This is a genomic window from Azospirillum agricola, assembly GCF_020005195.1.
GTDB classification, from domain to species: domain Bacteria; phylum Pseudomonadota; class Alphaproteobacteria; order Azospirillales; family Azospirillaceae; genus Azospirillum; species Azospirillum agricola.
This window is the reverse complement of the sequence record NZ_JAIFZR010000002.1, coordinates 513314-537081: the sequence shown is the minus strand read 5'-3', so window position 1 is coordinate 537081 and position 23768 is coordinate 513314. Positions and strand designations below refer to the sequence as shown.

The window sequence follows — 23768 nt, the reverse complement described above, 5'->3', positions numbered from 1 at the left end:
TTCTTGTTTTGCCTCTGGATCGCGCGCGACGTGTTTTGATAGAAGGGATTCGGTGACTTCTGGTCGAACACTGAAGAGAGCGGCAACGCGCATGCTGTCGAACGGTTCGGATTGCGACTGCGACGTTCTGGTGGTGGGCGGAGGTCCCGCCGGCTCGACGGCCGCGGCGCTGCTGGCGGAGAAGGGCCACCGCGTGGTCCTGCTGGAAAAGGACCGCCACCCGCGCTTCCACATCGGCGAATCCCTGTTGCCCTGCAATCTGCCGCTGCTCCAGCGGCTCGGCGTGCTGGAGGAGGTCGAGCGGATCGGCATGCTGAAATACGGGGCCGAGTTCGTCTCGCCCTACCACGGCAAGGCCGTCACCTTCGACTTCGCCAACGCCTGGGACAAGAGCCGCCCCTACGCCTATCAGGTCCGCCGCTCGGAGTTCGACCACATCCTGATCCGCAACGCCGCCGCCAAGGGCGCCACCGTCGTCGAAGGCTGCAAGGTGACGGACGTCGAGGTCGGGGAGGGCGGAAGCGTCGCCACCGCCCGGCAGGAGGACGGCACCACGCGGACGGTGCGCGCGCGCTTCCTGGTCGATGCGTCCGGCCGCGACACGCTGCTGGCCTCGCGCTTCGGCATCAAGCGGCGCAACGCCAAGCACAACAGCGCCGCGATGTTCGGCCATTTCACCGGCGCCCGTCGGCTGCCCGGCAAGGCGGAAGGCAACATCACCGTCTTCTGGTTCGACCATGGCTGGTTCTGGTTCATCCCGCTCGCCGACGGCACCACCAGCGTCGGCGCGGTCTGCTGGCCCTATTACTTCAAGACGCGCAAGACGGACCAGACCCGCTTCTTCCTCGACACCGTCGCGCTGTGCCCGGCGCTGGCGGAGCGGCTGGAGGGGGCGGAGCTGACCGGGCCGGTGACGGGGACCGGCAACTTCTCCTACCAGTCCGACCGCATGGCCGGGCCGGGCTACGTGATGCTGGGCGACGCCTTCGCCTTCATCGACCCGGTCTTCTCGACCGGCGTCTATCTGGCGATGAACAGCGCCTTCGAGGGCGCCGAGGCGGTCGACGCCTGCCTGCGCGAGCCGGCGCGCCAGCAGCGGGTGCTGAAGCGGTTCGAAAGCTCGGTACGGCGGGGAATCGGCACCTTCTCCTGGTACATCTACCGGGTGACGACGCCGGCCCTGCGCAACCTGTTCATGGGGCCGCGCAACGTCCTGCGGGTGGAGGAGGCGCTGCTGTCCCTGCTGGCCGGCGACGTCTTCCGCCCGTCGCCGATCCGGGCGCGGCTGCGGATCTTCAAGGCGATCTACTACGCGAACGCCCTGCTCGACTTCAGAAGGAATTACGTGGCATGGCGGAAACGGCGACAGAACGTCCGCGCCCCCGTGGGCGAGGTGGTCTGACCCTTGCCGGCGGCTTCGCCGGCCTTGCCGGGGCGGTGCGGCGGGGCTGGGAATACCCGCTGTTCTACCTGCTGCTGCTCCTGTTCGGCCTCATGTCGCTGGCCTGGAGCCTGACGGCGGCGCTGCTCGACCCGCTGCTGCCGCGCCGGATCGCCCGGCCGCTCGGCCGCTTCGCGATCCGCTCAGGCTTCCGTGGCTACCTCGGCGTCCTGCGGGCCTGCGGCATCCTGAAGACCGACCTGTCGGCGCTCGACGCCCTGAAGGGGGACGAGGGGCTGGTGCTGTGCCCCAACCACCCCTCGCTGCTCGACGCGGTGCTGCTGATCTCCCGCCTGCCCAACCTGTCCTGCATCGCCAAGGCGAAGGTCTACGACAACCTGTGCCTGGGCGGCGGCGCCCGCATGGCCGGCTACATCCGCAACGATTCGCCGGCCTCGCTGGTCAAGCTGGCGGCGCGGGAGGTGCGGGCCGGCCGGCAGCTCCTGATCTTCCCCGAGGGCACCCGCACCGCCCGCCCGCCGGTCGGTGCGCTGAAGGGCGGATTCGCGCTGATCGCCAAGACGGCCGGCGCGCCGGTGCAGACCGTTCTCATCGAAACCAACACCCGTTTCCTCGGCAAGGGCTGGCCGCTGTTCCGCAAGCCGGAGTTCCCGCTGGTCTACACGGTCCGGCTCGGCCGGCGCTTCGAGCCGCCGACCGACGTCCGCCGCCTCGTCGACGATCTCGATGGCTATTACAGGTCGCAATTGTGAACGCCACTCCCATCGCTGCCGCCATTCCCGACGTCTCCACGAGCCACCTCGTCCTGATTCCCAGCTACAACACCGGGCCGAAGCTGGCCGAGACGGTGCGCGCCGCGCGCCGCCACTGGGCGCCGGTCTGGGTGGTGGTCGACGGCAGCACCGACGGCAGCGGCGCGGAGCTGGCCGGCATGGCCGCCGGGGATCCGCACCTGCGCGTGCTGGTGCTGCCGGCCAACCGTGGCAAGGGCGCCGCCGTGCTGCACGGGCTGGTCGAGGCGGAGCGTTGCGGCTTCACCCACGCCCTGACCATGGACGCCGACGGCCAGCACCCGGCCGACCGCATCCCGCAGTTCCAGGGGGTGTCGCAGGCCAACCCCGGCGCGCTGGTGCTTGGCCGGCCGGTGTTCGACGCCACGGCGCCGCGTCTGCGGGTCGGCGGGCGCCGGATCTCGAACTGGTGGGCCAACCTGGAGACGCTGTGGGGCGGGATCGGCGATTCGCTGTTCGGCTTCCGCGTCTACCCGATCGCGCCCCTGCGGGCGGTGATGGAGCGCAATCCGTGGATGCGCCGTTTCGACTTCGACCCGGAGGCCGCCGTGCGGCTGTGCTGGCGCGGCGTGCCGACGATCAACGTGCCGGCCCCGGTGCGCTACTTCAAGCCGGAGGAGGGCGGCGTCTCCCACTTCAACTACTGGCGGGACAACGCGCTGCTGACCTGGATGCACACGCGGCTGATGCTGGGCTTCCTCGTCCGGCTGCCGCTGCTGGCGCACCGGCGGATCCGCTCGCTGCGGGATCCGTCGGCCCGGCTCAGATCATCCCCCCGTTGATGGCGATCACCTGTCCGGAGATGTAGGCGGCCCGCTCCGACGTCAGGAAGGCGACGAGGTCGGCCACCTCCTCCGGCCGTCCGGCGCGCTTCATCGGCACCAGCTTCTTGACCGCGTCGGCGTCGAAGGCACCGTCGGCCATCGGCGAGGCGATGATCCCCGGCGCCACCGCGTTGACGGTGATGCCGCGCGGCGCCAGTTCCAGCGCCAGCGACTTGGTGGCGCCGTGCAGCCCGGCCTTGGCGGCGGCGTAGTTGGTCTGGCCACGGTTGCCGGCGATCGCCGCGACCGAGGACAGGCTGACGATCCGGCCCCAGCGGGTGCCGATCATCGGCATCAGCAGCGGTTGAGTCACGTTGAAGAAGCCGTTCAGCGAGACGTCGATGACGCGGCTCCATTGCTCGCGCCGCATGCCGGGCATCACCGCGTCGTCGTGGATCCCGGCGTTGTTGACCAGGATCTGGATGGGGCCGGTCTCCAGCAGCGATTCCAGCGCGGCGGCGGTCGCCCCGGCGTCGGTGACGTCGAAGACCACCGCCTCGGCCGACCCGCCGGCGGCGGCGATCTCCCCGGCCAGACTCCGGGCGCGCTCGGCGGCGGCGTTGGCGTGGATCAGCACATGGCAGCCGTCGGCGGCCAGCGCCCTGGCGATGGCGGCGCCCAGCGTGCCGCTGCCGCCGGTGACCAGCGCGCGCCTCACGGCGGGCCCATGCCGTTGACCGGCGCGCTGCCGGGCGCCGCGTCGATGACCACGGCGGCGCGGCCGCTCAGCAGTTCGGCGCCGTCGGCGTGGATGGTGAAGGCGTAGATCACGCGGTTGCCCTCCCCGGTCAGGTTTTCCGCCTCGACGACGAGGTCGCCCGCGATGTCGTCGAGCCGCCCGACGTGGCAGGCGAGGTCGCGCAGGCTGGCGAGGTAGCCGGCGGCCGGCGGGCGGCCCTCCGCCGCCCCGGTCAACCCGCCATGGGCCGCCATCGCCTGGGCGGCGTATTCCACCCCGCACAGCGCGGCCAGACGCCCGGCGTGGCGCAGCGGGTTGCCGGGGTCGCGGTGGCTGGAGGCGGTGCAGCGGATGCGGGCGCGGTCCCAGGACAGAACGGCGTCGAGCAGGCACATGGCGCCGGCGTGCGGGATGAGGCGGGCCAGCGCCTCCCGATCCAACCCGTCCCGATTCAGCCCGTCCCGCATCGGCTCGTCCCGCGTCGAAGTCATGGCGCGCCGACCGTCACCAGCAGCCGGCCGCCGGGCGGCAGGTCGAGCACGACGGTTTCCCCGGCGCCGCGGGCTGGCACGCGCGCCAGGGCGGCCAGCAGCGGCAGGGCGCGGGCGGTCGGGTTGCCGGCGCGCAGGGCCTCAAGCGCGTCGTCCGCCATCCGGCTCGGCGGTCCGCCGCCGTCGGACAGGGCGATGTCGAGACGGGCGAAGGAGCGGCCGGTCGGCTCCGGCGTCAGCACCAGCGCCATGCCGAAGGGGGCGGCGATCGGACGGACGGCGTGCAGCGGCTCGGGGTAGGGCAGGTCGTAGGCGATCAGCCCGACCGTCCAGCCCTCGGCGGCGACCTCGGCCATGGCCTCCAGCAGGCCGGCCTGGAAACTCTCGTCGTGGCTGGACAGGCTGGTCGAGGGCGCGTGCGAGCGGGTGGCGATGCTCCAGTAGCCGGCCGGGGCGTTGTGCACCGAGTTGTGGAAGCGCGTCGGCGAGATGCCGCGATCCTCCGACGCCAGCGTCTCCAGGATCTGGTGAAGGGTGTCGGGATCGCCGCTGGAGGAGGTGAAGACCGTGGCGACCCCGGCCGGGTCGCGGTCGGCCTGGGCCATCGCCTCCGCCCCCACGGCCATGGCGAGCTTCACGGTGGGCACGCTGCGCCGCCGCTCGGCCGGCGGCAGCAGCGGGCTCGGCGGCAGCGGGGCCGGTGCCGGCCGGTAGGGCAGGAGGCCGGCCAGCACGGGGCGCGATTCCTTCCAGCCGGCCAGACCGGGGCCGAGCAGGCCGACGCCCTCGATGAAGGCCCGCATCAGGCGGCCCACCCGAAGATCAGGCTGCTGTTGCTGCCGCCGAACCCGAAGGAGTTGGTCATCACCCGGTCCATGCGCCCGCTTTCGTTGGTCTGGAGGTAGCGGCTGCGCAGGGCGGGGTCGAGGTCGCGGGTCTGCGGGCTGCCGGGAGCCAGGCCGGCGCGCAGGCCGAGCACGCTGATCACCGCCTCGACGATCCCGGCCGCCCCCAGCGTGTGGCCGGTGTAGCCCTTGGTCGAGCTGACCGGGGTCCGCGTACCGAACAGCGCGGTGATCGCCCGGTCCTCCGCCGCGTCGCCGTGGGGGGTGGCGGTGCCGTGCAGGTTGACGTAGTCGATGTCGCCCGGCCGCAGCCCGGCGGCGGCGAGCGCCCGCTCCATGGCGAGCCGGGCGCCCAGCCCCTCCGGGTGCGGCGTCGACATGTGGTGGGCGTCGCTGCTCTCGCCGGTTCCCAGCAGATGGACCGTGCCGGGCGCCGGACGCGGACCGGGACGCTCCAGCAGGGCGAAGCCGGCGCCTTCGCCGAGCGACACGCCGCCGCGGTGGAGGTCGAAGGGGGCGCAGGGGAGGGGGGAGACCAGCTCCAGCGAATGGAAGCCGTAGAGCGTCGTCAGGCACAGGGAATCGGCGCCGCCGACCACCGCGGCGTCGCATAGCCCGGCCGCGATCATCCGCGCGGCGTTGGCGAACACCTTCGAGCTGGTGGCGCAGGCGGAAGAGACGACGAAGGCCGGCCCCGCCAGCCCCAGCCGGCGGCGGACGAACTCGGCGAGCGAGCCGGTGCTGTGGGTGGTCGCGAAGCGGAAGGTGGCCGGCAGGGCGCCGCTGTCCGGCGCGCGCTCCCGGTAGGCCAGCTCGGCGGAATGGATGCCGGAGGTGCTGGTGCCGAGGAACACGCCGATGCGGTGCGCCCCGTGGCGCGCCCGCGCCGCCGCGACCGCCGCCTCGAAGCCGTCCTGGCGCAGCGCCAGCTCGGCCAGCCGGTTGTTGCGGCAGTCGTAGCCCTCCAGCCTGGCCGGCATGCGGACGTCCCCGACGCCCGCGACCTCGCCGATGTGGGTGTCCAGCGTCGCCGTTTCGAACCGGCAGGGCTTCAGGCCGCCCCGGCCATTGCGCAAAGCATCCAGGGTGGCATCCTGCCCGGCGCCGAGGCTGCTGACGATGCTCATATGGCTTAGGGCAAGTGTCTGCACGGCTGGGAGTCTTTTTGCTTTTGGACAGGATGGGCTGGGTGTTGCGGTTCCATTGTCGGGGGAATGCTAGCACCGGGCGTTTGTGCGGAGAAAGGGCAAATTGGACCGGTGCCTTTGCTTGAACGGCCTATGAAACTCTGCGGGCTATGAACAAGGTGTTGGCGAAGGGTGTGCCTTCGCTCATCGGCCGGGCGGTCACGGCGAAGCCCGGTTTCGCCAGCAGTTCGGCCCATTCCCGCGCGGGGCGGTAGGTCAGGGGCTGGCGCGGCCGGCCGCGCGCGGCGCAGGCCAGCCGCTCGGCCCAGCGGGTCGCCTGGAAGGGCAGACCGCCCTCCGCGTCGGCCTCGCGCAGCAGCAGGATCCCGCCGGGGGCCAGCGCCTCGGCGCAGCGGGCGAGCACGGCGGCCTGCTCCTCCCGGTTCAGATAGAGCAGCACGTCGAGGATGACGATCGCGTCGCTGGCCGGCAGCGGGACGTCGCGGATGTCGCCCTGCCGGACGCTGGCGGCGCCCAGCGCCGTCCGCGCCGTCCGCACCCGCCGCGCCGCGAGTTCGACGCCCTGGCAGGCGAGGCCGGTCGGCGGCGGCGGCCAGCCGGGCGGCCAGCCTCCCGCCGCGTGGCGCTCCGCCGCGGCGCGGAGCAGCGCCATCAGCACCCCCTGCCCGCAGCCGAGGTCGAGCAGCCGTCCGCCGGCCGGCAGCACCGGGTGGCGCATCAGGTGGCCGAAGACCGGATCGCCGCCGAGCTTGCCTTTGGCGAAATGCCAGGCATAACGGCCGCAGGGGCGGTAGGGCCGGGCCGCCGCCGCGACCAGATCCCGGAAGACGGCGTCAGTCATCGGCGGCCACCTCCAGCGACACCGCCGCCAGCCCGCGCGCCGCGAACACATCGAGCAGGCGGGGCAGAACCTCCAGCACCACCGGCCGGCCAGCCGCCGTGCGCGCGGCGGAGCCGTCGTGCAGCATCAGCAGGTCTCCGGCGGCGAGGGTGCGCAGGAGCCACCGCTCCACCCCCTCCGGGTCGCGGCGCACGGCGTCGTAGCCGCGCCGGGTCCAGGTCGCCAGCCGCAGCCCGAGGCCGGCCAGCACCGGGTCGAGCAGGGGGTTGCGCAGCCCGGCCGGCGGCTTGAAGAAGCGCGGCGGCCGGCCGGCGAGCGTGGTCAGGATGCGCTGTGCCTCCCCCACCTCGCGGCGCAACGCGCCGATGCCCATCGCGGCGAAGCGGTGGGAATGGTGCCAACTGTGGTTCTCCACCGTGTGGCCGCCCTCGACGATGGCGCGGATCAGGCCGGGATGGTCGGTCGCCCGCCCGGCGATGCAGAAGAAGCTGGCCCTGGCCCCCGCCCGTTCCAGCAGGGCGAGCACGGCCGGCGTTACCTGCGGGTCCGGCCCGTCGTCGAAGCACAGGCCGATCTGGCCGAGTTGGGCGCTGCGCGCGGGCAGGCGCCGCAGGTTGGGGCCGAGCAGCGCGCTGCGCGGCCACAGGCCGACGGCGCCGAGCAGCGCGTGGTTGCCGGCCAGCGCTCCCAGTGCCCACGGCCACGCGGCGGGCTGGACCGCGACGCCGGCCAGGGCGGCGGCGTGCAGCACCGCCGAGGCGCGGATCAGCGGCGACGGCGACCAGCGCCGGGGCTCAGCCATGGCCGGACCTCCCCGCGCCCATGGGCGCCGGACCGCCCAGCACGGCGGCGAAGGCGAGGCTGAGGAAGGCGCCGATGGCGACGGTCATGCCGATGCCGTGCAGCACCGGGATGCCCGAGAAGGCCAGCGTGCCGAAACCGATGACGGCGCACAGGTTGGCGACGACCACCGAGACGACGGTGCGCTCGCGCAGGGGGGGTGACGGCTCCGGCCGCTCGAACAGCAGCGAATAGTTGGAGCCGACGCCGACGACCAGCAGCAGCCCGACCAGATGGAAGATCGACAGCGCTTGGCCGAGCGCGGTCAGCAGCGCCATGGTGATGACCACCGCCGCCACCAGCGGCAGCACCGCCGCCACCAGCGAGCGCGGCGACCGCAGGGCCGCCGCCAGCAGCGCGGTGATCGTCAGCCCGCCGAGCAGCGCCAGCGTCAGCGCCTCCTGCCGGTAGCCGCGGTAGAGGCGGTCGGATTCCTCCTTCAGGTTCAGCAGGACGGCGCCCCGCGCCGAGGGATCCTCGGGCAGCCGGGCGGCCAGCGCCGGCGGGTCGGCGACGCCGCGCAGCGGCAGCATCGCGGTCCAGCCGGAGCCGCCGCGAACCAGCAGCGAGTCGAGCTTCAGCTTCAGGCCGGTGCCGTCCAGGCTCGCGCGTGTCAGCGGGGGCATGGTCCGCGCCGCCGCGACGTCGGCCAGGAAGGGCGCGAAGACGTCCGGCCGGAAAGGCAGCCCCCGCGACGCCTGGGCGAGGGCGTCGCGCAGGCGGTCGGGCTCGGGCAGGGCGGCCTGCCGGGCGCGCTGGGTGGCGAGGCTCGGCAGGTGGACGGCCGGGGAGTCGTAACCACCCAGCGTCCCCTGGCGGACCAGCGCGTCGAGCGGCGTCGCCAGCCGCTCGGCGGCGGCGAGCGCCTCGTCCGGCGTGGGGGCGGCGATGACCAGCAGATGGCTGACGTCGGGGGCGCCGAGGTCGCGGCGCAGCGCCTCGTCCAGCCGCTGGTCGGCCTCCGCCACCGGGCTCAGGCTCGACAGCTCGCCCGACCACGCCGCCGGCCCGAGATGGACCAGCCAGCCGAGCGACAGCAGGGTCGCCAGGGCGAGCGGAATCCGCAGGCGCGGGGCGGCGCCGGTCAGGGCGTTCAGCAGCGCCGCGAGCCGCGCCGGCCGTTGGGTCGCGAAGCCCTCCGGCAGCAGGACGGGCAGCACCCAGCGGGTGACCGCCAGCGCCACCGCCAGCCCGGTGATGGAGAAGAGTCCGAGCTGGGCCAGACCGCTGAAGCTGGAGAACAGCAGGGTCGCGAACCCGACGATCGAGGTGGCGACCCCGAGCAGCAGGGTCGGCCAGATCCGCCGCAGGGTGTCGCGCGCCGTCTGTCCGGGCAGGGTCTGGGTGAAGAGGTAGACGGCGTAATCGACGGTCTCGCCCAGCAGGGTCACGCCGAAGCCCAGCGTGATGCCGTGCACCGTGCCGAATCCCAGGCTGACCGCCGCGACTCCGGCCAGGGTGCCGCTGATCGTCGGCAGCAGCGACAGCGCCAGCGCGCCGAGCGAGCGGTAGACCAGCAGCAGCATCCCCGCCACCAGCGCCGTCGCCAGGATGGAGGAGCGGGTCGCGTCGGCCTCGATCCGGTCGCGGGTCTGGACGGAGAAGACGCCCGGCCCGGTCATCACCAGCCGGGCGGCACCGGCATCGGCCGCGCCATCGGCGGCAGCGCTGGCGCTGGCGATGGCGGCGCGGGCTTCCTCGAAGGCGGCGCGGATCAGCGCCAGCGCGCGCTGCTGGGCGTCGATGTCGAAACCGGGGGCGGCGGTCTGCACCAGCAGCAGCGCGCGCGCGCCATCCGCCGACACCCACACCCCGTCGCGGCTGGCCGGCCCGCCGGCCTCGCCCAGCACCCGGTCGGTCAGGGTCAGGATCTCGGCGGTCGGGTCGTTCGGCAGCGCCTGTTTCAGGAACATCCCGGCGGGGGATTGCAGCAGGCGCAGATCCTCCTCCAGCGCCCGGCGCAGCCCCTCGGCGGTGAAGCGTTCCGGCGTGACGGCCGGGCTGAGCAGGTAGCGGTTGGTCCAGAGATAGGCGGCGTCCGCCCCGCGCCCGGTCCGCTCGCCGTTCTCGACCGCCGCTATCAGAGGGTCGCCGCGCAGCCGGGCCGCCGTCGCGCGGCTGAGCCGGGTCAGGCTGTCCGGCGCGGCCCCCTCCAGCCCCACCAGCACGAGGCGCGAGACGACGCCGTCGCGCAGCTGGTCCACGAGCACCTGCTGGGCGGCCGAGGGCGAGCGGGGCAGGAAGGCGGAGATGTCGGCGGTGACGGTCGCCCGCGCCACCAGCAGGGCGCAGACGGCCAGCCCGGCCAGCCACAGCGCCACCCCCCACCATCCGGCCTTGCGCCGCGCGGCGACGGTCACGGCGGATCCGGAAGGATCGTCATGCTGGACCGGTCGCCGTCGGCCTGATGGACGTCGACCCGGCCGATCCCGGCCTTCCGGCCGGCGATCTCGATCCGCCCGACCATGGCGCGGGCCTCGGCCGCGCGCGGCGTCAGCCGCATGAGCCAGCCCTCCGGCGTGCCCTCCAGCGCGACGTCGTAGAAGCGCATCATGGTCGGGACGTCGCCGCGCAGCGTCGCCCGGATGCTCTCCACGTAGGTCTGGATTTCCGGCATGGACGACACCGACAGGCTGCGCGACGCCCCGTCCGCCCGCGTCAGGGTCAGCCGGTCGCCCTCGACCCGCAGGCTCTCCCGCTGGGGCTGGAGCGTCGTCTTCTCCAGCCGGTCGGGGCGGCGGTAGGTCAGGGTGCCGCTGCTTTCCAGCGGGGTGTCGAGCAGGCTGACCGTCCGGGTCTCGGTGAAGCGGGCGCTGGAGGCCTGGACCTGCGCGAAGGCGGCGAACAGCTCCGTCAGGCCCCACGGCCGGTCTGCCGCGCCCGCTCCGGCCGGCGGCAGGACGGCGGCCAGCAGGGCCGCGACAGCCGCCGCGACGCGGCGCCGGGCCGGGCTATTTCCAGAAATCATAGAAATTGAACCAGTTGTAGGGGGAGGAAAGGGCGTGCTGCTCCAGCCGGTCGGCGAAGCGCCCGACGGCCCAGCGCACGAGGCCGGGCCGTTCGGCGGCCGGCACGTCGGAGAAGTCGGCGATCCGCTCGAAATGCACGTCGTAGCGCCCGCCGCCCTGGTAGAGTCCGACCATCAGCACGACCGGCCGCCTCAGCATGGCGGCGAGCTGGAAGGGGCCCAGCGCGAAGGCCGCCGGCTCGCCCAGGAAGGGCAGGCGGATCTCCTCCTCGCCGTCCAGCGTGCGGTCGGCGAGCATGCCAACGAAATGGCCGCGATCGAGGCTTTCGCGCACCTTCAGCATCGATTCCGGCCGGCCCAGCGCGATCACCTCCAGCGACAGCGCCGGGTTGATGGCGTTCAGCACCGAATTGATCTTGCGCGCGTTCTCCTCGTACATCACGAGGCTGACGCGCAGGTCGCGCTGGCGGCGGCCGAGCGCGCGGACCGCCTCGAAGCTGCCCATGTGGGCGCCGAGCAGCAGGCAGCCCTCCCCCCGTTCCATCAGCTCGATGGCGATGTCCTCGCCATGGACGCGGATGTCGAAGGCGGCGGTCTGGTCGTTCAGGAAGAAGACGCGGTCGAGCAGGCAGGCGGCGAAGACATGGTAATGGCGGAACAGGTCGCCGAAGCGCGGCGGCCGGCCCAGCGCCCTGGCGAGGAAGCGCGCCGACCCGGCCCTCGGCTTGCGCGAGAAGAGGACGAAGTAGAGGCAGATGGGGGGAAGCAGCAGCCGGGCCGCCGTCCGGCCGAGGCGCAGCGCCACCCAGACGATGAAGCGGATCGCCGCCGTCGTGCTGCGTTCCGGCCGGGTCATCCACTCCTTGCGGCGGCGGAGCCGGCCGGGGCGTGGCGTTGCGGCGGCGCCCGCGACGGCGTCCGGCGGCGGATTCTCGCGCCCCGGTTTTTCACGCCCCGGTTTTTCACGGAGAGGCCGGGTCACGGCGCGACGCGGCCGCTCATCACCGGGCGGCCCTCCACGCTGCCGGTGAAGGCGATCTCCCCGGCGGAGGTGGGCTGCCACTCGATGCGCAGCCGGTCGCCGGGCCGCACGGGGCGCAGGAACTTGGCCGACCGCAGCCGGCAGGGGCCGAGGTCGCGGCCTTCCGCCCCGGCGATGGCGGTCAGGGCGGCGTCGAGCAGCACGGCGCCCGGAATCACCGGGTTGCCGGGGAAATGGCCGGCGGCGGTGGGGTGGTCGGCGGGAAAGCGGAGGTCGGTCGCCCGGAGGATCGTCTGGGGAGTCGGCACGGCGGACACCTGGGTCTAGCCGCGCGGCGGCGCGGTGTCGTCGGCGAGCAGCCGCAGCAGCGCCTCGCGCGGCAGCTTGCCGGTGGGGTTGCGCGGCAGGGCGTCGACGAAGCGCAGCGGGCGCGGCAGGAAGATCGGGTCGATCCGCTCGCGCAGCCGGGCGGTCAGCGTTTCGGCGCTCAGCCCCGGCGCCACCACCAGGGCGGCCAGCCGGGCGGTTCCGCCGCCATTCCCCCTCGGCTCGTCCTCGCTCGGCATGAAGAAGACGCCGTCCCGCACGCCCTCGATCGAGTTGAGATGGTGGTTGAGGCAGGCGAGCGAGTTGCGCTTGCCGGCGATGTTGACCTGATCGGCCGAGCGGCCGTGCAGGATGAAGCGGGTGTCGGACGTCAGCGCGATCACGTCGGCCAGCAGCGTCTCGCCGTCCAGGAAGTCGCCCGACGCCCAGGTGCCCTGCTCGTCCTGGCGCAGGCGGAGCCCGTCGATGCAGCGCCATTCCGCCGTGGCCGTGGTGCGGCGGACCGCGAGCTGCCCGGTTTCCGAACAGCCGTAGATTTCGTGCAGCGGGGCCGACAGGCGTGCTTCGGCGGCGCTGGCGAGCTGCGGCGCCAGCGGCGCCGTCGCGCACAGGATCAGGTCGAGCGGCGGCAGCGCGGTGTCGTCGGCCAGCAGCGCCTGGAGATGCACCGGCGTGGTCACCAGCAGGCGGCGCGGTCCGACGGAATCGAGGCTGGCGGCGATGTCGGCCGGAAACAGCGGCCGTCCGCCATGCAGGACGAGCCCATGCTGGAGCGCCAGCAGGACGACCGACTCCAGCCCGTACATGTGCTGGTGCGGCACGGTGCCGACCAGCCCGGCCGCTCCCAGCGCCTCGATGCCGAGCGCCGCGCCGGCGCCCTGGACGCTGCGGACCAGCGTGCCCCAGCTCTTCACCTGCGGCATCGGCCGGCCGGTGGAGCCGGAGGTGAAGGCGATGGCCGCCACCTGGTCGGCGGGAAAGGCCAGCTCATCGAAGGCCGGCTCCCCGTCGAGAGGCGGGACCGTCGCGGCGGCGCGCTCCAGCCCGCCCGGGGGCAGCGCCGCGACGCAGTCCAGGCCGGCGTGGCTGCGTCCCGCGTCGGTCAGGCAGACCAGCCCCGGATACCCCTCGGCCAGTTGATGCAGCATGGCCGGCGTGTCGTTGGGCGGCAGCAGGCTGATCTGCCGGCGCAGCAGCGCCGCGCCGAGGCCGACGGCGAAGCCGAGCCGGTCGGCGCACAGGTTCAGCGCGTAGGCCCGGTCGGGCAGCCGCCGCGCCAGATCCCGCACGGCGGCGAGGAACGCGCGCACCGTCACCGGCCGCCCGTCGCGCCACGCGAACAGGGCGTCGGGATCGCGGTGGCGGAGCAGCGGCAGCCGGGTGGTGGACAGAATCGTCATGGCGTGACCGTCATGGGTTGGGCCGCTCCGCGAAGACGCGGACGACGTCGGCGATCGATCCGTGGGAAAGGTTGGGGAACCGGCGCAGCCGGCAGGCGTATTCCAGCAGGAACATCAGGGCGACCAGCGGCAGGTCGAGCACGTTGACGAAGAAGGACCACACCGTATTGGAGGCGGTCAGGAACAGCAGGGCGGACACCGCGAGCTGGCCGGCGAAGAACAGGCACCACGCCACGGTGACGCGGCGGGTGTAGACCAGCATCGCGTCCGTCAGGTGGCCGCGCACGCGGCGGGCGATGCCGGTGATCAGCGGCTCGCGCCCCGGCGCCAGGGTGCGGCCGAACAGCACCAGAAGCCCGGCGTGGATGGCGGCGTGGCCGATTCCCGTCGCCGCCAGCAGGCCGTCGCGCGCGGAATGCCAGGACAGGGCGATCAGCGGGATGGCGGCGGCCAGGGCGATCCAGCGGTGGCGGGGCGACAGCCGGCCGACCACCAGCGCGGTGACGCCGGTCTGCACCAGCGCCAGCGCCAGCGCGGCGCCTGTGCCCGGATCGGCGACGACCGCGCCGTGGACGAGCAGGGGGTAGGCGGCGGCCAGCGACAGGCCGACGCAGCCCCCGACCCAGGCCGTCACCGCCCGCATCAGGCGGCTTTGAGCCGTTGGATGTGATCGTTCAGCGTGCGCAGCGAGGCGAAGATCGTGGCGTTGTTCTCGTCGTCGGCCCGCAGCTTGACCTCGTAGGTCTTCGACACCGCGAGCGCCACCTCCAGGATGTCGATGGAATCGAGGCCCAGCCCCTCGCCGTAGAGCGCCGCCTCCGGGTCGATGTCGTCCGGCTCCGTTTCCAGAGTGAGGGTGTCCACGATCAGGGTCGCCAGCCCGTGTTCCGAGGGGGACATCGTCGTCAAGTCACTCATCAGGCCTCGCAAGAGCAGCGGCGCGCACCCTTCGGCCATCATACCTCTTTGGATATATCCATCAAGGTGTAGGAAGTCCCGATCGAGCGCGAGGATTCGTCAAGTCCGTCATGACGATAGCCACGCGCCTCCGGGGTTTCCATCATTATTTCGGAGTGTCCGCGCTGTATTGCGAAATGGCGATGTAACTCTGAAGACCGATGAGGTTCGGCCTCGCCGCCGAACAGTCATGCCGGCGGTTTCTCCACGGGGCGCGCGGCCCTTCGGGACGGGTCAAGCGCCGTCCGCCGTCTGACCGGGCCGGGCGCGGCGGCCTGCGACCGTGACCGCCAGCGCGGCGGCGATCAGGCCGGCGGCCACCGCGAAGGTGGCGCGCGTGCCGCCGGCGACCGCCTCGGCGCCCGCCGTCGCGACATCCCCCGCCGCCGCCGCGAACACCGCGCCCATGGCGGAGGCCCCGGTGACCAGCCCGAGATTGCGCGCGAGATTCAGCAGGCCGGACGTGAGACCCCGCTGGTCCGGACGGACACCGGTCATGACGGCGGTGTTGTTGGCGGTCTGGAACAGCGCGTAGCCGACGGTGACGACGACGAGGGGAGCGAGGTAGCCGGTGACTCCCAACGCCGCCGGGAGCCCGGACAGCAGGACGGTTCCGGTCGCCATGCCGGCCAGCCCGGCGACGGTCATGCGCCGTGCGCCGAAACGGTCGGTGAGGCGGCCGGCCGGGACGCCGGCCAGCGCGGCGGCGAGCGGACCGGCCGACAGGGCGAGCCCGGCCGGTCCCGTGTCGAGCCCGAGGGCGTGCGAAAGATGGAACGGCCCGACCACCAGCGTCGCCATCATCACCGTCGAGACGAGCGCGTTCGCGGCGAGGCCCCGGCCCAGCGCGGGATCGCGGAGCATCGCCGGGCGGATCAGGGGGGAGGCGGCGTTCGTCTCGACGCGCAGGAAGAGGCCGGCTCCGCAGGCGGCGGCCAGCAGCAGGGCCAGGGTGAGCGGACCGAAGGCGCCGCGCCCCATCGTCATGGCCAGCGCGTAGGCGGCGAGCGTCAGCGCCAGCAGCAGCGTGCCCAGCCCGTCGAAGCCCGCCCGTCCGCCCGCCGTTCCGCCCGCCGTTCCGTCCCGATCCTCCCGGCGGTCGGCGGGCAGGTGACGGCGCGCGAGGGCGAACGCCAGCAGCCCCAGCGGCAGGCCGGCGAGGAAGATCGCCCGCCAGCCGAACCCGGCGATCAGCCCGCCGCCGAGCGACGGGCCGAGGGCGGTGCCGACCGCCGACATGGTGCCGAGCAGCCCCATGGCGCCGCCGACCCGCGACGCGGGAACCGTTCCGGCGACGAGGGCCATGGCCAACGCCATCATGACGGCCGCTCCGACGCCCTGCGCCGCCCTGGCGGCGACCAGCAGCCAGAGCGTCGGCGCCGCGCCGCACAGGGCCGAGGCCAGCGTGAACAGCGCGATGCCGCCCAGCAGCAGCCGGCGCCGCCCGGCGAGATCGCCGAGCCGCCCGGCGCCGACGATCAGGCTGGTGATGGCGAGCAGATAGGAAAGGACGATCCACTGCACGTCGTGGAAGGGGGCGCCGAACGCGTCGGCCAGCGTCGGCAGGGCGACGTTGGCGACGCTGATGCCGAGCGAGGGCAACAGCACGGACAGCGACAGCCCGGCGAGCGCCCAGCGGACCGAGGCGGCCCGTTCGTCGTCCCCGGCGTCGTCCCCGGCGGCGGCTCCATCCCGCTCCGCGATGACTGGTTTCACCATGACCTCCGTTTTCCGTCGATCCCCGAAGGGAAGCGGCCGGAATCCTAGGCCCCGGTCCGGCATGGCGGAACGCGCGGCGTTTGCAGCTTGTCCGTGCGTCCGACGCCATGCCACCGGCGGACCGGGGTGCTATGATCGCGGCATGGCGATCCCCGATCTGAACTTGCTGATCACCCTCGACGCGCTGCTCGCGGAAGGCAGCGTGGCGCGCGCGGCGCAACGGCTGCGGCTCAGCCCATCCGCGATGAGCCGGGCGCTGGCCCGCCTGCGGGAGACGACGGGCGATCCGTTGCTGGTCCGGGCCGGGCGCGGTCTGGTGCCGACGCCCCGCGCGCTGGAACTCCGCGACCGGGTGCGCCAGCTCGTGCAGGACGGCGAGGCGGTCCTCCGCCCGGCCGAGGCGCTCGACCTCGGGCGGCTGGTGCGGACCTTCACGCTGCGGAGCAGCGAGGGCTTCGTGGAGACCTTCGGCCCCGGCCTCATCGCCCGTGTCGGGGCCGAGGCGCCCGGCGTGCGGCTGTGCTTCGCCCAGAAGCCGGACAAAGACACGGCGCCGCTCCGCGAGGGGGCGGTGGATCTGGAAACCGGCGTGGTGGGGACGACGACGGGGCCGGAGCTGCGCGCGCAGGCCCTGTTCCGCGACCGCTTCATCGGCGTCGTGCGGTTGGGGCACCCGCTGAGCCGGGACGAGATCACCCCCGCCCGCTACGCCGCCGGCCGCCACATCGCCGTGTCGCGGCGCGGCCTCGACCGGGGAGGGATCGACGACGCCCTGAAACCCTTCGGGCTGGAGCGCCAGATCGCGACGATCGTCGGCGGCTTCTCGACCGCGCTGGCGCTGGCCCGCGCCTCCGACCTGATCGCCAGCGTTCCCGAGCGGCACACCGCCGCGCTGCGCGCCGACCTGTTCGGCTTTCCCCTGCCGGTCGCCACGCCGGAACTCACGGTGTCGCTGCTGTGGCATCCGCGGCTCGACGCCGACCCGGCGCACCGCTGGCTGCGCGGCTGCGTGCGGGAGGTGTGCGCCGGCCAGACCACCGCCAGCCAGACCGCCGCCAGCCAGACCGCCAGCGTCAGCCATACCGCTTGAGATAGGCGCGCGGGGAGGCGCCGAGGACACGCTTGAACATGGTGGTGAAGGCGGCCGGGTTGTCGTAGCCGAGGTCGAGCGCGACGGTGGTGACCGGCTCGCCGGCCACCAGCCGGGGCAGGGCGGTGACGAGGCAGGCCTGCTGGCGCCATTCGACGAAGCTGAGGCCGGTTTCCTGCCGGAACAGCCGCGTGAAGGCGCGGCGGCTGACGCCGAGCGGTCCGCTCCAGTCCTCGATGGTCGCGTGCACCGTCGGTTTCAGCAGGAACCGGCGGCAGCGCGCGGCCAGCGCCCCGTTCGCCGGGAAGGGCAGCGAGAGCGGCTGCACCGGCAATTGCCGCATCTCGTGCCGGAGCAGCGCCATCAGCGCGCCGGCGTGGCTGTCCGGGTCGTACTCGACCGGGACGTCCATGGCCTTGGCGATCAGGCTGCGGACGAAGGGGGACAGGCCGACGACCTCGCAATGGCCGGGCATGCCGCCGGCCAGATCGGGGTCCAGAAACAGGCTCTGGGTGGTGACGGCGCCGATCATCCGCACCTCGTGGACGACGCCCGGCGGAATCCACAGCCCGCATTGCGGCGGCATCACCCAGGTGCCCTGCGGCGTCGCCAGCACCAGCACGCCGGTGGCGCCGGAGATCAACTGGCCGCGCCGGTGCCAGTGGGCGGGCAGCGCGTGGCCGTCCGGGTAATCGTGGCCCATCGCGATCAGCGGACGGGGAACGGCGTCGACCGCCTCGATGCGAACATTGCGGACCATGGCCCACTCTCGTAGGAAATAGGCCTGAGCGCGGTGGCGGGCCCTGCGCGACGACCCTAGGCTCACGGGTGCGTTCCGCGCAACACCGCGCCCCGCCGGGCGATCCGTCCGGCGGGGACAAGAAAGGCCCATTTCCCGTGTCCGAGACGATCCTGAGCCGGCCGAAGGCCGGAGCGACGGCCTTTTCCATCCTGGCGGCCGTCAGCCTGTGCCATCTGCTGAACGACCTGATCCAGTCGCTTCTTCCGGCGATCTACCCCATCCTGAAGGACGAGTTCACGCTCAGCTTCGCGCAGGTCGGGCTGCTGACCCTGACCTACCAGATCACCGCGTCGCTGCTTCAGCCGCTGGTCGGGCTGTTCACCGACCGGCGGCCGATGGCCTATTCGCTCGCCATCGGCATGGGCGCCTCGCTGGTCGGCCTCGTCATCCTGGCCTTCGCGCCCAACTACCCGGCGCTGGTCGCCGGGGGGATGCTGCTGGGCCTCGGTTCCTCGATCTTCCATCCGGAAGCCTCGCGCATCGCGCGGCTGGCGTCGGGCGGCGCGCATGGGCTGGCGCAATCGCTGTTCCAGGTCGGCGGCAACTTCGGCTCGGCGCTCGGGCCGCTGCTGGCCGCCTTCGTCATCCTGCCGCACGGGCAGGCCAGCCTCGCCTGGTTCGCGCTGGTGGCGCTGGGCGGCATCGCCATCCTCACCGGGCTGGGGCGCTGGTACCAGAGCAACGGCCACGCCCGCCCGGTGAAGCGCGGGGCGCCGGTGCGCCACGCCGACCTGACCGCCGGGCAGGTCTGGCAGGCGATGGCGGTGCTGGTCGCGCTGATCGTGTCGAAGTACGTCTATCTGGCGAGCATCACCAGCTACTACACCTTCTACCTGATGGAGCGCTTCCAGTTGCCGACGGAGACGGCGCAGCTCTGCCTGTTCGTCTTCCTGGCGGCGGTCGCCACCGGCACGGTGATCGGCGGCCCGGTCGGCGACCGCATCGGCCGCAAGACCGTCATCTGGGTCTCGATCCTCGGCATCCTGCCCTTCACGCTGGCCCTGCCCTATGTCGGGCTGACGGCGACGGTGGCGCTCAGCGCGATCATCGGGCTGGCGCTGGCCTCGGCCTTCCCGGCGATCGTGGTCTACGCGCAGGAGCTGATGCCCGGCCGGGTCGGCACGGTGTCGGGCCTGTTCTTCGGGCTGGCCTTCGGCGTGGCCGGGATCGGCGCCGCCGGGCTCGGCCTGCTGGCCGACCGGACGGGCATCGACTTCGTCTACACGGTCTGCTCCTACCTGCCGCTGCTCGGCCTGCTCACGGTGTTCCTGCCGAACCTCGGGGGCCGGGCGCGCCGGTGATCCGGACGCGCGCCGCGCCGGGCCGGCCGCTCAGCGGCCGGGCGACACCCCGGCGCGGATGGCGTCGATGAAGGCGCGCAGGGCCGGTGCCATCTGCCGTTGTTGGGGATAGCACAGGAAACGCCCCGGAAACGGCCCGGACCAGGCGTCGAGCAGCGGCACCAGCCGCCCCTCCGCGATGTGCGCCACCACCGTGTCCTCGACGGCGAAGGCGATGCCGATCCCCTCCAGGGCGGCGCGCAGCGCCATGTCCTTGTCGTTGAGGATCAGCGGTCCGTCGACCGCGACCTCGAACCAGGATCCGTTCTCGCAGAACTCCCAGGCGTAGGGCGTCGCGTGGCCGGGCCAGCGCCAGCGGATGCAGCGGTGGCGCACCAGATCGCGCGGGTGGTCCGGGCGCCCGTGACGCGCCAGATAGCCGGGTGACGCCACCGCGACCTGCCGCAGCTCCGGCCCGAGCCGCAGGGCGACCAGATCGCGCTCGATCACCTCGCCGATGCGGATGGCGGCGTCGAAACCGCCGGCCACCAGATCGACCACCGTGTCATCCAGCGTGACGTCGAGCACGACGTCCGGGTAGTCCCGCGCGAAGGCCGGCAGCATCGGCTCGATGTAGGTCCTGGCGGCGGCACGGAAACTGTGGACGCGCACGGTCCCCGCCGGCCGCTCGCGGTGCTGGCGGATCTGGCCGATGGCGTCGCCGAGTTCCGACACGGCGGGGCGCACCCGGCGGTACAGGTTCTCGCCGGCCTCCGTCAGGGCGACGCTGCGCGTGGTGCGGTTGAGCAGCCGCACCCCGACCAGCTCCTCGAAGCCGCGCACGAGCTGGCTGAGGGCGGAGGGGGAGACACCGAGCCGGTCGGCGGCCCGGCTGAAGCTCAGCGTCTCGCCGACCGCCACGAAGGCGCGGAGCTGGTTGTAGTCGCTGCCCGACAGCAGGGGCTTCCTCAAGGGTTCCATGCGCGACAGCAAACGATTTTTCAGTCCAGCTTACAAGCGCTGTCAGAAACGGCTCCATTCTGAACCGGCATCGCCGGGTGTATCCCCTGTGCGGCGACGACAAGGAGACATCGCATGACCACATGGTTCATCACGGGGATTTCGCGCGGGCTGGGGCTGGCCCTGGCCAGGGCGGCGCTGGCGCAGGGCGACACGGTCGTCGGGACGGTCCGCGACGGCACCCCCGATCTCTCGCCCCGGCTGCCGGCCGATCGCGGGGCGCTGCACGTCCTGACGCTCGACGTCGCCGACGGCGACGCGGCGGAGGCGGCGGTCGGCCGGGCCTTCGCGCTGGCCGGCCGCATCGACGTGATCGTCAACAACGCCGGTTACGGCCTGCTGGGGTCGGTCGAGCAGGCGAGCGACGCGGAGGTCGCGCGCCTGTTCGCGGTCGATGTTTTCGCCCCCTTCCGCATCATCCGGGCGGCGCTGCCGCACCTGCGGGCGCAGGGAGCCGGCCACATCGTCAACATCACCTCGGTTGCCGGCCGGGCGCCGGGGCCCGGCGCCGGCCTTTACGCGGCGGCGAAGCACGCGCTGGAAGGGTTGTCGGCGAGCCTCGCGCAGGAGGCCGGCCCGCTGGGGATCAAGGTGACGGCGGTGGCGCCGGGCGCCTTCCGCACCGATTTCCTGTCGGCCCACTCGATCCGCAAGAGCGGCGCGGCGGACCCGGCCTACGCCGCCAGCGTCGGGCGCAGCTCGGCGGCCTTCGACGCCATGGCCGGCCGCCAGCTCGGCGACCCCGACCGCGCCGCGCAGGCCATCCTGGCGCTGGTCCGTTCGGAGAATCCGCCGCTGCATCTGCTGCTCGGCACGGACGCCCTGGCGCGGACCCGCGCCAAGCTCGACAGCGTGATGGGGGAGATGGCCGCCTGGGAGGAGTGGACGCGCGGCACCGATTTCGTCGAGCCGGCGTAAGGGGGCACGGGACGGCATCCCGCCGCGCAGCGGGGCGGGCATGCCGTCCCGTCGGGTGTCGGCGGAACATCCCTATCTCGGCCCGGATTTCGCGTTCCGGGAGTGGGTGCCCGGCACGGCGCCGTGGCGCGGCCGCGTCCACGCCTTCAACTTTGTGGCGGTGCTGAGCCACGGGCAAGGCGACGGGCGACATCCCCGGCATCAGCGCCGGGGCCGAGCGGCTGGCCGACCGTCTCGCCACCGCCCTCTTCATCGAGGACTACGACCGGCATTGGGAGCAACTGCCGGGCTTCGAGACGCCCGAACTGACGGGGGACGAATGGACCGAGGCGGAAGGCTTCGCCTGAACGTCCCACCCTTCCGGCGGCGGGCAAGGGCATGATGGAAGCACCGTTGAGGCAGCGAACCTGTATGCTGGGGCACGGAGACGTGCTTCGGGGCGCAAGTCCAATTCGAAGGCGCGCCTGAAGAGGGGGGATCCCCCAATTCCGGCGTGGTCCCTGCGGCTGCGCGTCCGCTGGCGTTCCGGATTCAGGTGTCGTATGGACAAGGCTGAAACCAGCGATGGTGCGGCACCGGCCGGTGCCGATCACAGACGGCGGGGAGCGGCGTTCGGCGGTGACCATCGACATCAGGACCATCATACGGGCCCACCAGCAGGGCGATCTGGACGGGGCGGAGGCCGGATACCGCGCGTTCCTGGAGGGGCAGCCGGACCACGTCCAGGCGTTGCAGATGCTCGGCCTGCTCCTCATGCAGCGGCGGCGCCCGGCCGAGGCGGTCGATGTCTTCCGACGGGTGATCGATGCCCAGCCGTCGGTTCCCGACCATTGGGCCAATTTCGGAGGCATGCTGCGCGCGGCCGGGCGGGCGATGGCCGCCGGGAACGCCTACCGCCGGGCGCTCGCGCTCGCCCCCGCCCATGGTGCTGCGGCCTTCAACCTCGCCAACCTGATGGGGCCGGCGCCGCCCGACGGGGCGGGGCGGCCGCTCGACGCGGAGGCCTGGTACGAGCGCGTCCTTGCCGTCACCCCCGACCACAAGCAGGCGCGCAACAACCTGGACGTCCTGTGGGAGAAGAACGCCGGCCGGTTCGAGGCGGCGGCGCGGCGGCGGATCATGCTGGAACCGGCGTCGATCCGCGCGCACGAGAGCCTAGCCCGGACGCTGCTGCCGCGCAGCGGGCTGATCGGCTGGTGCTCCAGCAAGGCCCGTGACTTCGACCTGGACGCCGCGTTGGCGGCGTTCGACCATCTGCGCGCGGTTCAGGCCATCCATCCGGACGAGAGCGGCACGGGCCGCCTCTGGCGCGCGCTGGCCCTCGACCTGTTGCAACTGGGCAAGCTCGACGACAGCCGTCTGGAGCGTGTGACGCGGGCGGCGTGGCGGCAATTGCGCGTCGCGCCCAAGGATGTCCTGTGCGCGGCGCTGGTGGGGTACCATGTCTGCCGCCGGGGCCGGCTGGGCTTGGCCTCGCGTCTGCAAACGCGGTTCGCATCGCGTTTCACGGCAGCGGAGATCGAGGCGGACCCGGAGCTTGGCTACTGGTCCATGCTGCGCGCGGACGATGGGTTCCTGGAACGGCTGCCGCCGGTCGAGACCGTTCTCGCCCGCCTGCCGGCGCTGGAAACGCTGGTGGACGGGACCGGCGGCAAGACTGGCGCCACGGGGCCGGTGATCCTGCTGAGCGGCGACGAGATCTACGCCCGGCGTTTCGGCCCGAAACTGCTGCAATCCATCGCCGATCACAGTCCGGGCGTTTCGGTGGTGCTGAATCTGGTGGCGCCGTCGGCGGCGACGCTCGATCTCGTCGCGGAGTGGCGCCGGCAGTACCCCTTGAATTTCGGTGTTTCCTGCGAGTGGCCGAACCTTTCCGGATGGTCGCCGCACCGGCGGAGCACCTACTTCGCCTGCGCCCGCTTCGTCCGCGCCTTCCAATGGCACCGCCGGCTGAACCGCCCGGTCATCGTGCTCGATCTGGACGCGGAAGTGCGCAGCGACCTTCGCCGGCTGGCGGAGGAGATGGTGGGGCAGGACGTCGGCCTCCTGCTCGACGGGCGGCGGCGCGGGCCGTTCCGCGAAATCCTCGCCGGCTTCGTCTGTTACAACGACACGCCTCCGGCCCGCCGCTTCCTGGAGACGGTGGCCGCCTACATCGGGCACTTCCTTCTGGACGCCGAGCCCCGGTGGATGCTGGATCAGACGGCCCATCTGGCGGCCCACCACCGGTTCCGCCACGCGGATCCGCCGCTGCGCATCCGCTGGCACGATTTCCAGACCTTCGCCCACTGCACCTTCATCGGCGAGAAGTAGCGCCGCCGGGGGGATGACCGCGCGTTCACAATCCCGCACGGGTCGTTCATACGGGAAACCAACGCCGTTCACAGCGATGTCCAATTATTGGGCAGACCAGCAATGCCGGACGTGCCATTCTGGGCGCCCGG

23 protein-coding genes are annotated in these 23768 nt (G+C 72.9%); 7 read left to right on the top strand and 16 right to left on the bottom strand.

From position 1 onward, the window contains the following. The first annotated feature begins 91 nt into the window (after window positions 1-91). The 3 genes from JN22_RS05270 to JN22_RS05260 are packed head-to-tail and all read left to right on the top strand — an operon-like array spanning window position 92 to window position 2975. Window positions 92-1402, top strand: a complete 1311-nt coding sequence (locus tag JN22_RS05270) for an NAD(P)/FAD-dependent oxidoreductase (protein WP_085552907.1) — start codon at window positions 92-94, stop codon at window positions 1400-1402. Next, on the top strand, window positions 1351-2154 hold the full coding sequence (locus JN22_RS05265; RefSeq protein WP_143268152.1) for a lysophospholipid acyltransferase family protein: 804 nt from the start codon (window positions 1351-1353) through the stop codon (window positions 2152-2154). Before JN22_RS05270 ends, JN22_RS05265 begins: the two co-directional genes overlap by 52 nt. Next, window positions 2151-2975: a glycosyltransferase family 2 protein gene (locus JN22_RS05260; RefSeq protein ID WP_223677581.1), complete on the top strand. Its 825-nt coding sequence runs from the start codon at window positions 2151-2153 to the stop codon at window positions 2973-2975. The genes JN22_RS05265 and JN22_RS05260 overlap by 4 nt, the downstream gene beginning before the upstream one ends. On the opposite strand, the gene fabG is transcribed toward JN22_RS05260, so the two are convergent. From fabG to JN22_RS05190, 14 genes are all read right to left on the bottom strand, one after another. Further along, on the bottom strand, window positions 2956-3675 hold the full coding sequence (gene fabG / locus JN22_RS05255; protein ID WP_085552906.1) for a 3-oxoacyl-ACP reductase FabG: 720 nt from the start codon (window positions 3673-3675) through the stop codon (window positions 2956-2958). The genes JN22_RS05260 and fabG overlap by 20 nt on opposite strands. Beyond that, a complete protein-coding gene (locus tag JN22_RS05250) occupies window positions 3672-4187 on the bottom strand; it encodes a hotdog family protein (RefSeq protein ID WP_211099572.1) in 516 nt (171 codons plus the stop codon). The genes fabG and JN22_RS05250 overlap by 4 nt, the downstream gene beginning before the upstream one ends. After that, window positions 4184-4990 (bottom strand): beta-ketoacyl synthase chain length factor, encoded by an 807-nt coding sequence (locus JN22_RS05245; protein WP_211099571.1) that lies wholly within the window; start codon window positions 4988-4990, stop codon window positions 4184-4186. Before JN22_RS05245 ends, JN22_RS05250 begins: the two co-directional genes overlap by 4 nt. Further along, window positions 4990-6183: a beta-ketoacyl-[acyl-carrier-protein] synthase family protein gene (locus tag JN22_RS05240; RefSeq protein ID WP_179166043.1), complete on the bottom strand. Its 1194-nt coding sequence runs from the start codon at window positions 6181-6183 to the stop codon at window positions 4990-4992. The genes JN22_RS05245 and JN22_RS05240 overlap by 1 nt, the downstream gene beginning before the upstream one ends. A gap of 127 nt (window positions 6184-6310) precedes the next feature. Further along, window positions 6311-7021 (bottom strand): class I SAM-dependent methyltransferase, encoded by a 711-nt coding sequence (locus JN22_RS05235; RefSeq protein ID WP_085552902.1) that lies wholly within the window; start codon window positions 7019-7021, stop codon window positions 6311-6313. After that, window positions 7014-7823, bottom strand: a complete 810-nt coding sequence (locus JN22_RS05230; protein WP_085552901.1) for a polysaccharide deacetylase family protein — start codon at window positions 7821-7823, stop codon at window positions 7014-7016. Before JN22_RS05230 ends, JN22_RS05235 begins: the two co-directional genes overlap by 8 nt. Further along, on the bottom strand, window positions 7816-10221 hold the full coding sequence (locus JN22_RS05225; protein ID WP_085552900.1) for an MMPL family transporter: 2406 nt from the start codon (window positions 10219-10221) through the stop codon (window positions 7816-7818). Before JN22_RS05225 ends, JN22_RS05230 begins: the two co-directional genes overlap by 8 nt. Continuing rightward, window positions 10218-10829, bottom strand: a complete 612-nt coding sequence (locus JN22_RS05220; protein WP_085552899.1) for a LolA family protein — start codon at window positions 10827-10829, stop codon at window positions 10218-10220. Before JN22_RS05220 ends, JN22_RS05225 begins: the two co-directional genes overlap by 4 nt. Continuing rightward, a complete protein-coding gene (locus tag JN22_RS05215) occupies window positions 10813-11685 on the bottom strand; it encodes an LpxL/LpxP family acyltransferase (protein ID WP_085552898.1) in 873 nt (290 codons plus the stop codon). The genes JN22_RS05220 and JN22_RS05215 overlap by 17 nt, the downstream gene beginning before the upstream one ends. Window positions 11686-11807: 122 nt before the next feature. Beyond that, window positions 11808-12119 carry a hotdog domain-containing protein gene (locus JN22_RS05210; RefSeq protein ID WP_211099570.1) on the bottom strand — a complete coding sequence of 104 codons (312 nt, stop codon included), beginning with the start codon at window positions 12117-12119 and terminating at the stop codon, window positions 11808-11810. A gap of 15 nt (window positions 12120-12134) precedes the next feature. After that, window positions 12135-13538: an AMP-binding protein gene (locus tag JN22_RS05205; protein ID WP_211099569.1), complete on the bottom strand. Its 1404-nt coding sequence runs from the start codon at window positions 13536-13538 to the stop codon at window positions 12135-12137. 10 nt (window positions 13539-13548) lie between these two features. After that, entirely contained in the window at window positions 13549-14181 is a 633-nt protein-coding gene (locus JN22_RS05200; RefSeq protein ID WP_085552897.1) for a COG4648 family protein, read from the bottom strand. Then, complete coding sequence (locus tag JN22_RS05195) at window positions 14181-14456, bottom strand: phosphopantetheine-binding protein (protein ID WP_143268151.1); 276 nt, start codon at window positions 14454-14456, stop codon at window positions 14181-14183. Before JN22_RS05195 ends, JN22_RS05200 begins: the two co-directional genes overlap by 1 nt. Window positions 14457-14729: 273 nt before the next feature. Further along, the gene (locus JN22_RS05190) at window positions 14730-16214 is read right to left on the bottom strand and encodes an MFS transporter (RefSeq protein ID WP_085552895.1); all 1485 of its coding nucleotides are present in this window, start codon (window positions 16212-16214) and stop codon (window positions 14730-14732) included. 142 nt (window positions 16215-16356) lie between these two features. Between JN22_RS05190 and JN22_RS05185 the strand changes: the two genes are divergently transcribed. After that, entirely contained in the window at window positions 16357-17304 is a 948-nt protein-coding gene (locus JN22_RS05185) for a LysR family transcriptional regulator (protein WP_085552894.1), read from the top strand. On the opposite strand, the gene JN22_RS05180 is transcribed toward JN22_RS05185, so the two are convergent. Continuing rightward, window positions 17288-18064 (bottom strand): AraC family transcriptional regulator, encoded by a 777-nt coding sequence (locus tag JN22_RS05180; protein WP_085552893.1) that lies wholly within the window; start codon window positions 18062-18064, stop codon window positions 17288-17290. The two genes, JN22_RS05185 and JN22_RS05180, sit on opposite strands and share 17 nt — an antisense overlap. A 137-nt stretch (window positions 18065-18201) precedes the next feature. Between JN22_RS05180 and JN22_RS05175 the strand changes: the two genes are divergently transcribed. Next, window positions 18202-19407, top strand: coding sequence for an MFS transporter (locus JN22_RS05175; RefSeq protein ID WP_085552892.1), 1206 nt, complete (start codon window positions 18202-18204; stop codon window positions 19405-19407). 30 nt (window positions 19408-19437) lie between these two features. Here JN22_RS05175 and JN22_RS05170 read toward each other — a convergent pair whose 3' ends face one another. Further along, on the bottom strand, window positions 19438-20358 hold the full coding sequence (locus JN22_RS05170; RefSeq protein WP_223677580.1) for a LysR family transcriptional regulator: 921 nt from the start codon (window positions 20356-20358) through the stop codon (window positions 19438-19440). A 123-nt stretch (window positions 20359-20481) separates the two neighbouring features. Here JN22_RS05170 and JN22_RS05165 point away from each other — a divergent pair, with 123 nt between their 5' ends. After that, window positions 20482-21324 (top strand): SDR family NAD(P)-dependent oxidoreductase, encoded by an 843-nt coding sequence (locus JN22_RS05165; protein WP_085552891.1) that lies wholly within the window; start codon window positions 20482-20484, stop codon window positions 21322-21324. Window positions 21325-21888: 564 nt separating this feature from the next. Next, on the top strand, window positions 21889-23637 hold the full coding sequence (locus JN22_RS05160) for a tetratricopeptide repeat protein (protein ID WP_085552890.1): 1749 nt from the start codon (window positions 21889-21891) through the stop codon (window positions 23635-23637). The last annotated feature ends 131 nt before the right edge of the window (window positions 23638-23768 follow it).

Excerpts from the sequence above, each read along its gene's own strand:
- JN22_RS05200 (WP_085552897.1), bottom strand. The coding sequence starts at position 14,181 with ATGCGGGCGGTGACGGCCTGGGTCGGGGGCTGCGTCGGCCTGTCGCTG.
- JN22_RS05235 (WP_085552902.1), bottom strand. The coding sequence starts at position 7,021 with ATGACTGACGCCGTCTTCCGGGATCTGGTCGCGGCGGCGGCCCGGCCC.
- JN22_RS05220 (WP_085552899.1), bottom strand. The coding sequence starts at position 10,829 with ATGATTTCTGGAAATAGCCCGGCCCGGCGCCGCGTCGCGGCGGCTGTC.
- JN22_RS05230 (WP_085552901.1), bottom strand. The coding sequence starts at position 7,823 with ATGGCTGAGCCCCGGCGCTGGTCGCCGTCGCCGCTGATCCGCGCCTCG.
- JN22_RS05270 (WP_085552907.1), top strand. The coding sequence starts at position 92 with ATGCTGTCGAACGGTTCGGATTGCGACTGCGACGTTCTGGTGGTGGGC.
- JN22_RS05250 (WP_211099572.1), bottom strand. The coding sequence starts at position 4,187 with ATGACTTCGACGCGGGACGAGCCGATGCGGGACGGGCTGAATCGGGAC.
- JN22_RS05185 (WP_085552894.1), top strand. The coding sequence starts at position 16,357 with ATGGCGATCCCCGATCTGAACTTGCTGATCACCCTCGACGCGCTGCTC.
- JN22_RS05165 (WP_085552891.1), top strand. The coding sequence starts at position 20,482 with ATGACCACATGGTTCATCACGGGGATTTCGCGCGGGCTGGGGCTGGCC.
- JN22_RS05215 (WP_085552898.1), bottom strand. The coding sequence starts at position 11,685 with ATGACCCGGCCGGAACGCAGCACGACGGCGGCGATCCGCTTCATCGTC.
- JN22_RS05245 (WP_211099571.1), bottom strand. The coding sequence starts at position 4,990 with ATGCGGGCCTTCATCGAGGGCGTCGGCCTGCTCGGCCCCGGTCTGGCC.
- JN22_RS05265 (WP_143268152.1), top strand. The coding sequence starts at position 1,351 with ATGGCGGAAACGGCGACAGAACGTCCGCGCCCCCGTGGGCGAGGTGGT.
- JN22_RS05190 (WP_085552895.1), bottom strand. The coding sequence starts at position 16,214 with ATGGTGAAACCAGTCATCGCGGAGCGGGATGGAGCCGCCGCCGGGGAC.
- JN22_RS05180 (WP_085552893.1), bottom strand. The coding sequence starts at position 18,064 with ATGGTCCGCAATGTTCGCATCGAGGCGGTCGACGCCGTTCCCCGTCCG.
- JN22_RS05205 (WP_211099569.1), bottom strand. The coding sequence starts at position 13,538 with ATGACGATTCTGTCCACCACCCGGCTGCCGCTGCTCCGCCACCGCGAT.
- JN22_RS05160 (WP_085552890.1), top strand. The coding sequence starts at position 21,889 with ATGGTGCGGCACCGGCCGGTGCCGATCACAGACGGCGGGGAGCGGCGT.
- JN22_RS05195 (WP_143268151.1), bottom strand. The coding sequence starts at position 14,456 with ATGAGTGACTTGACGACGATGTCCCCCTCGGAACACGGGCTGGCGACC.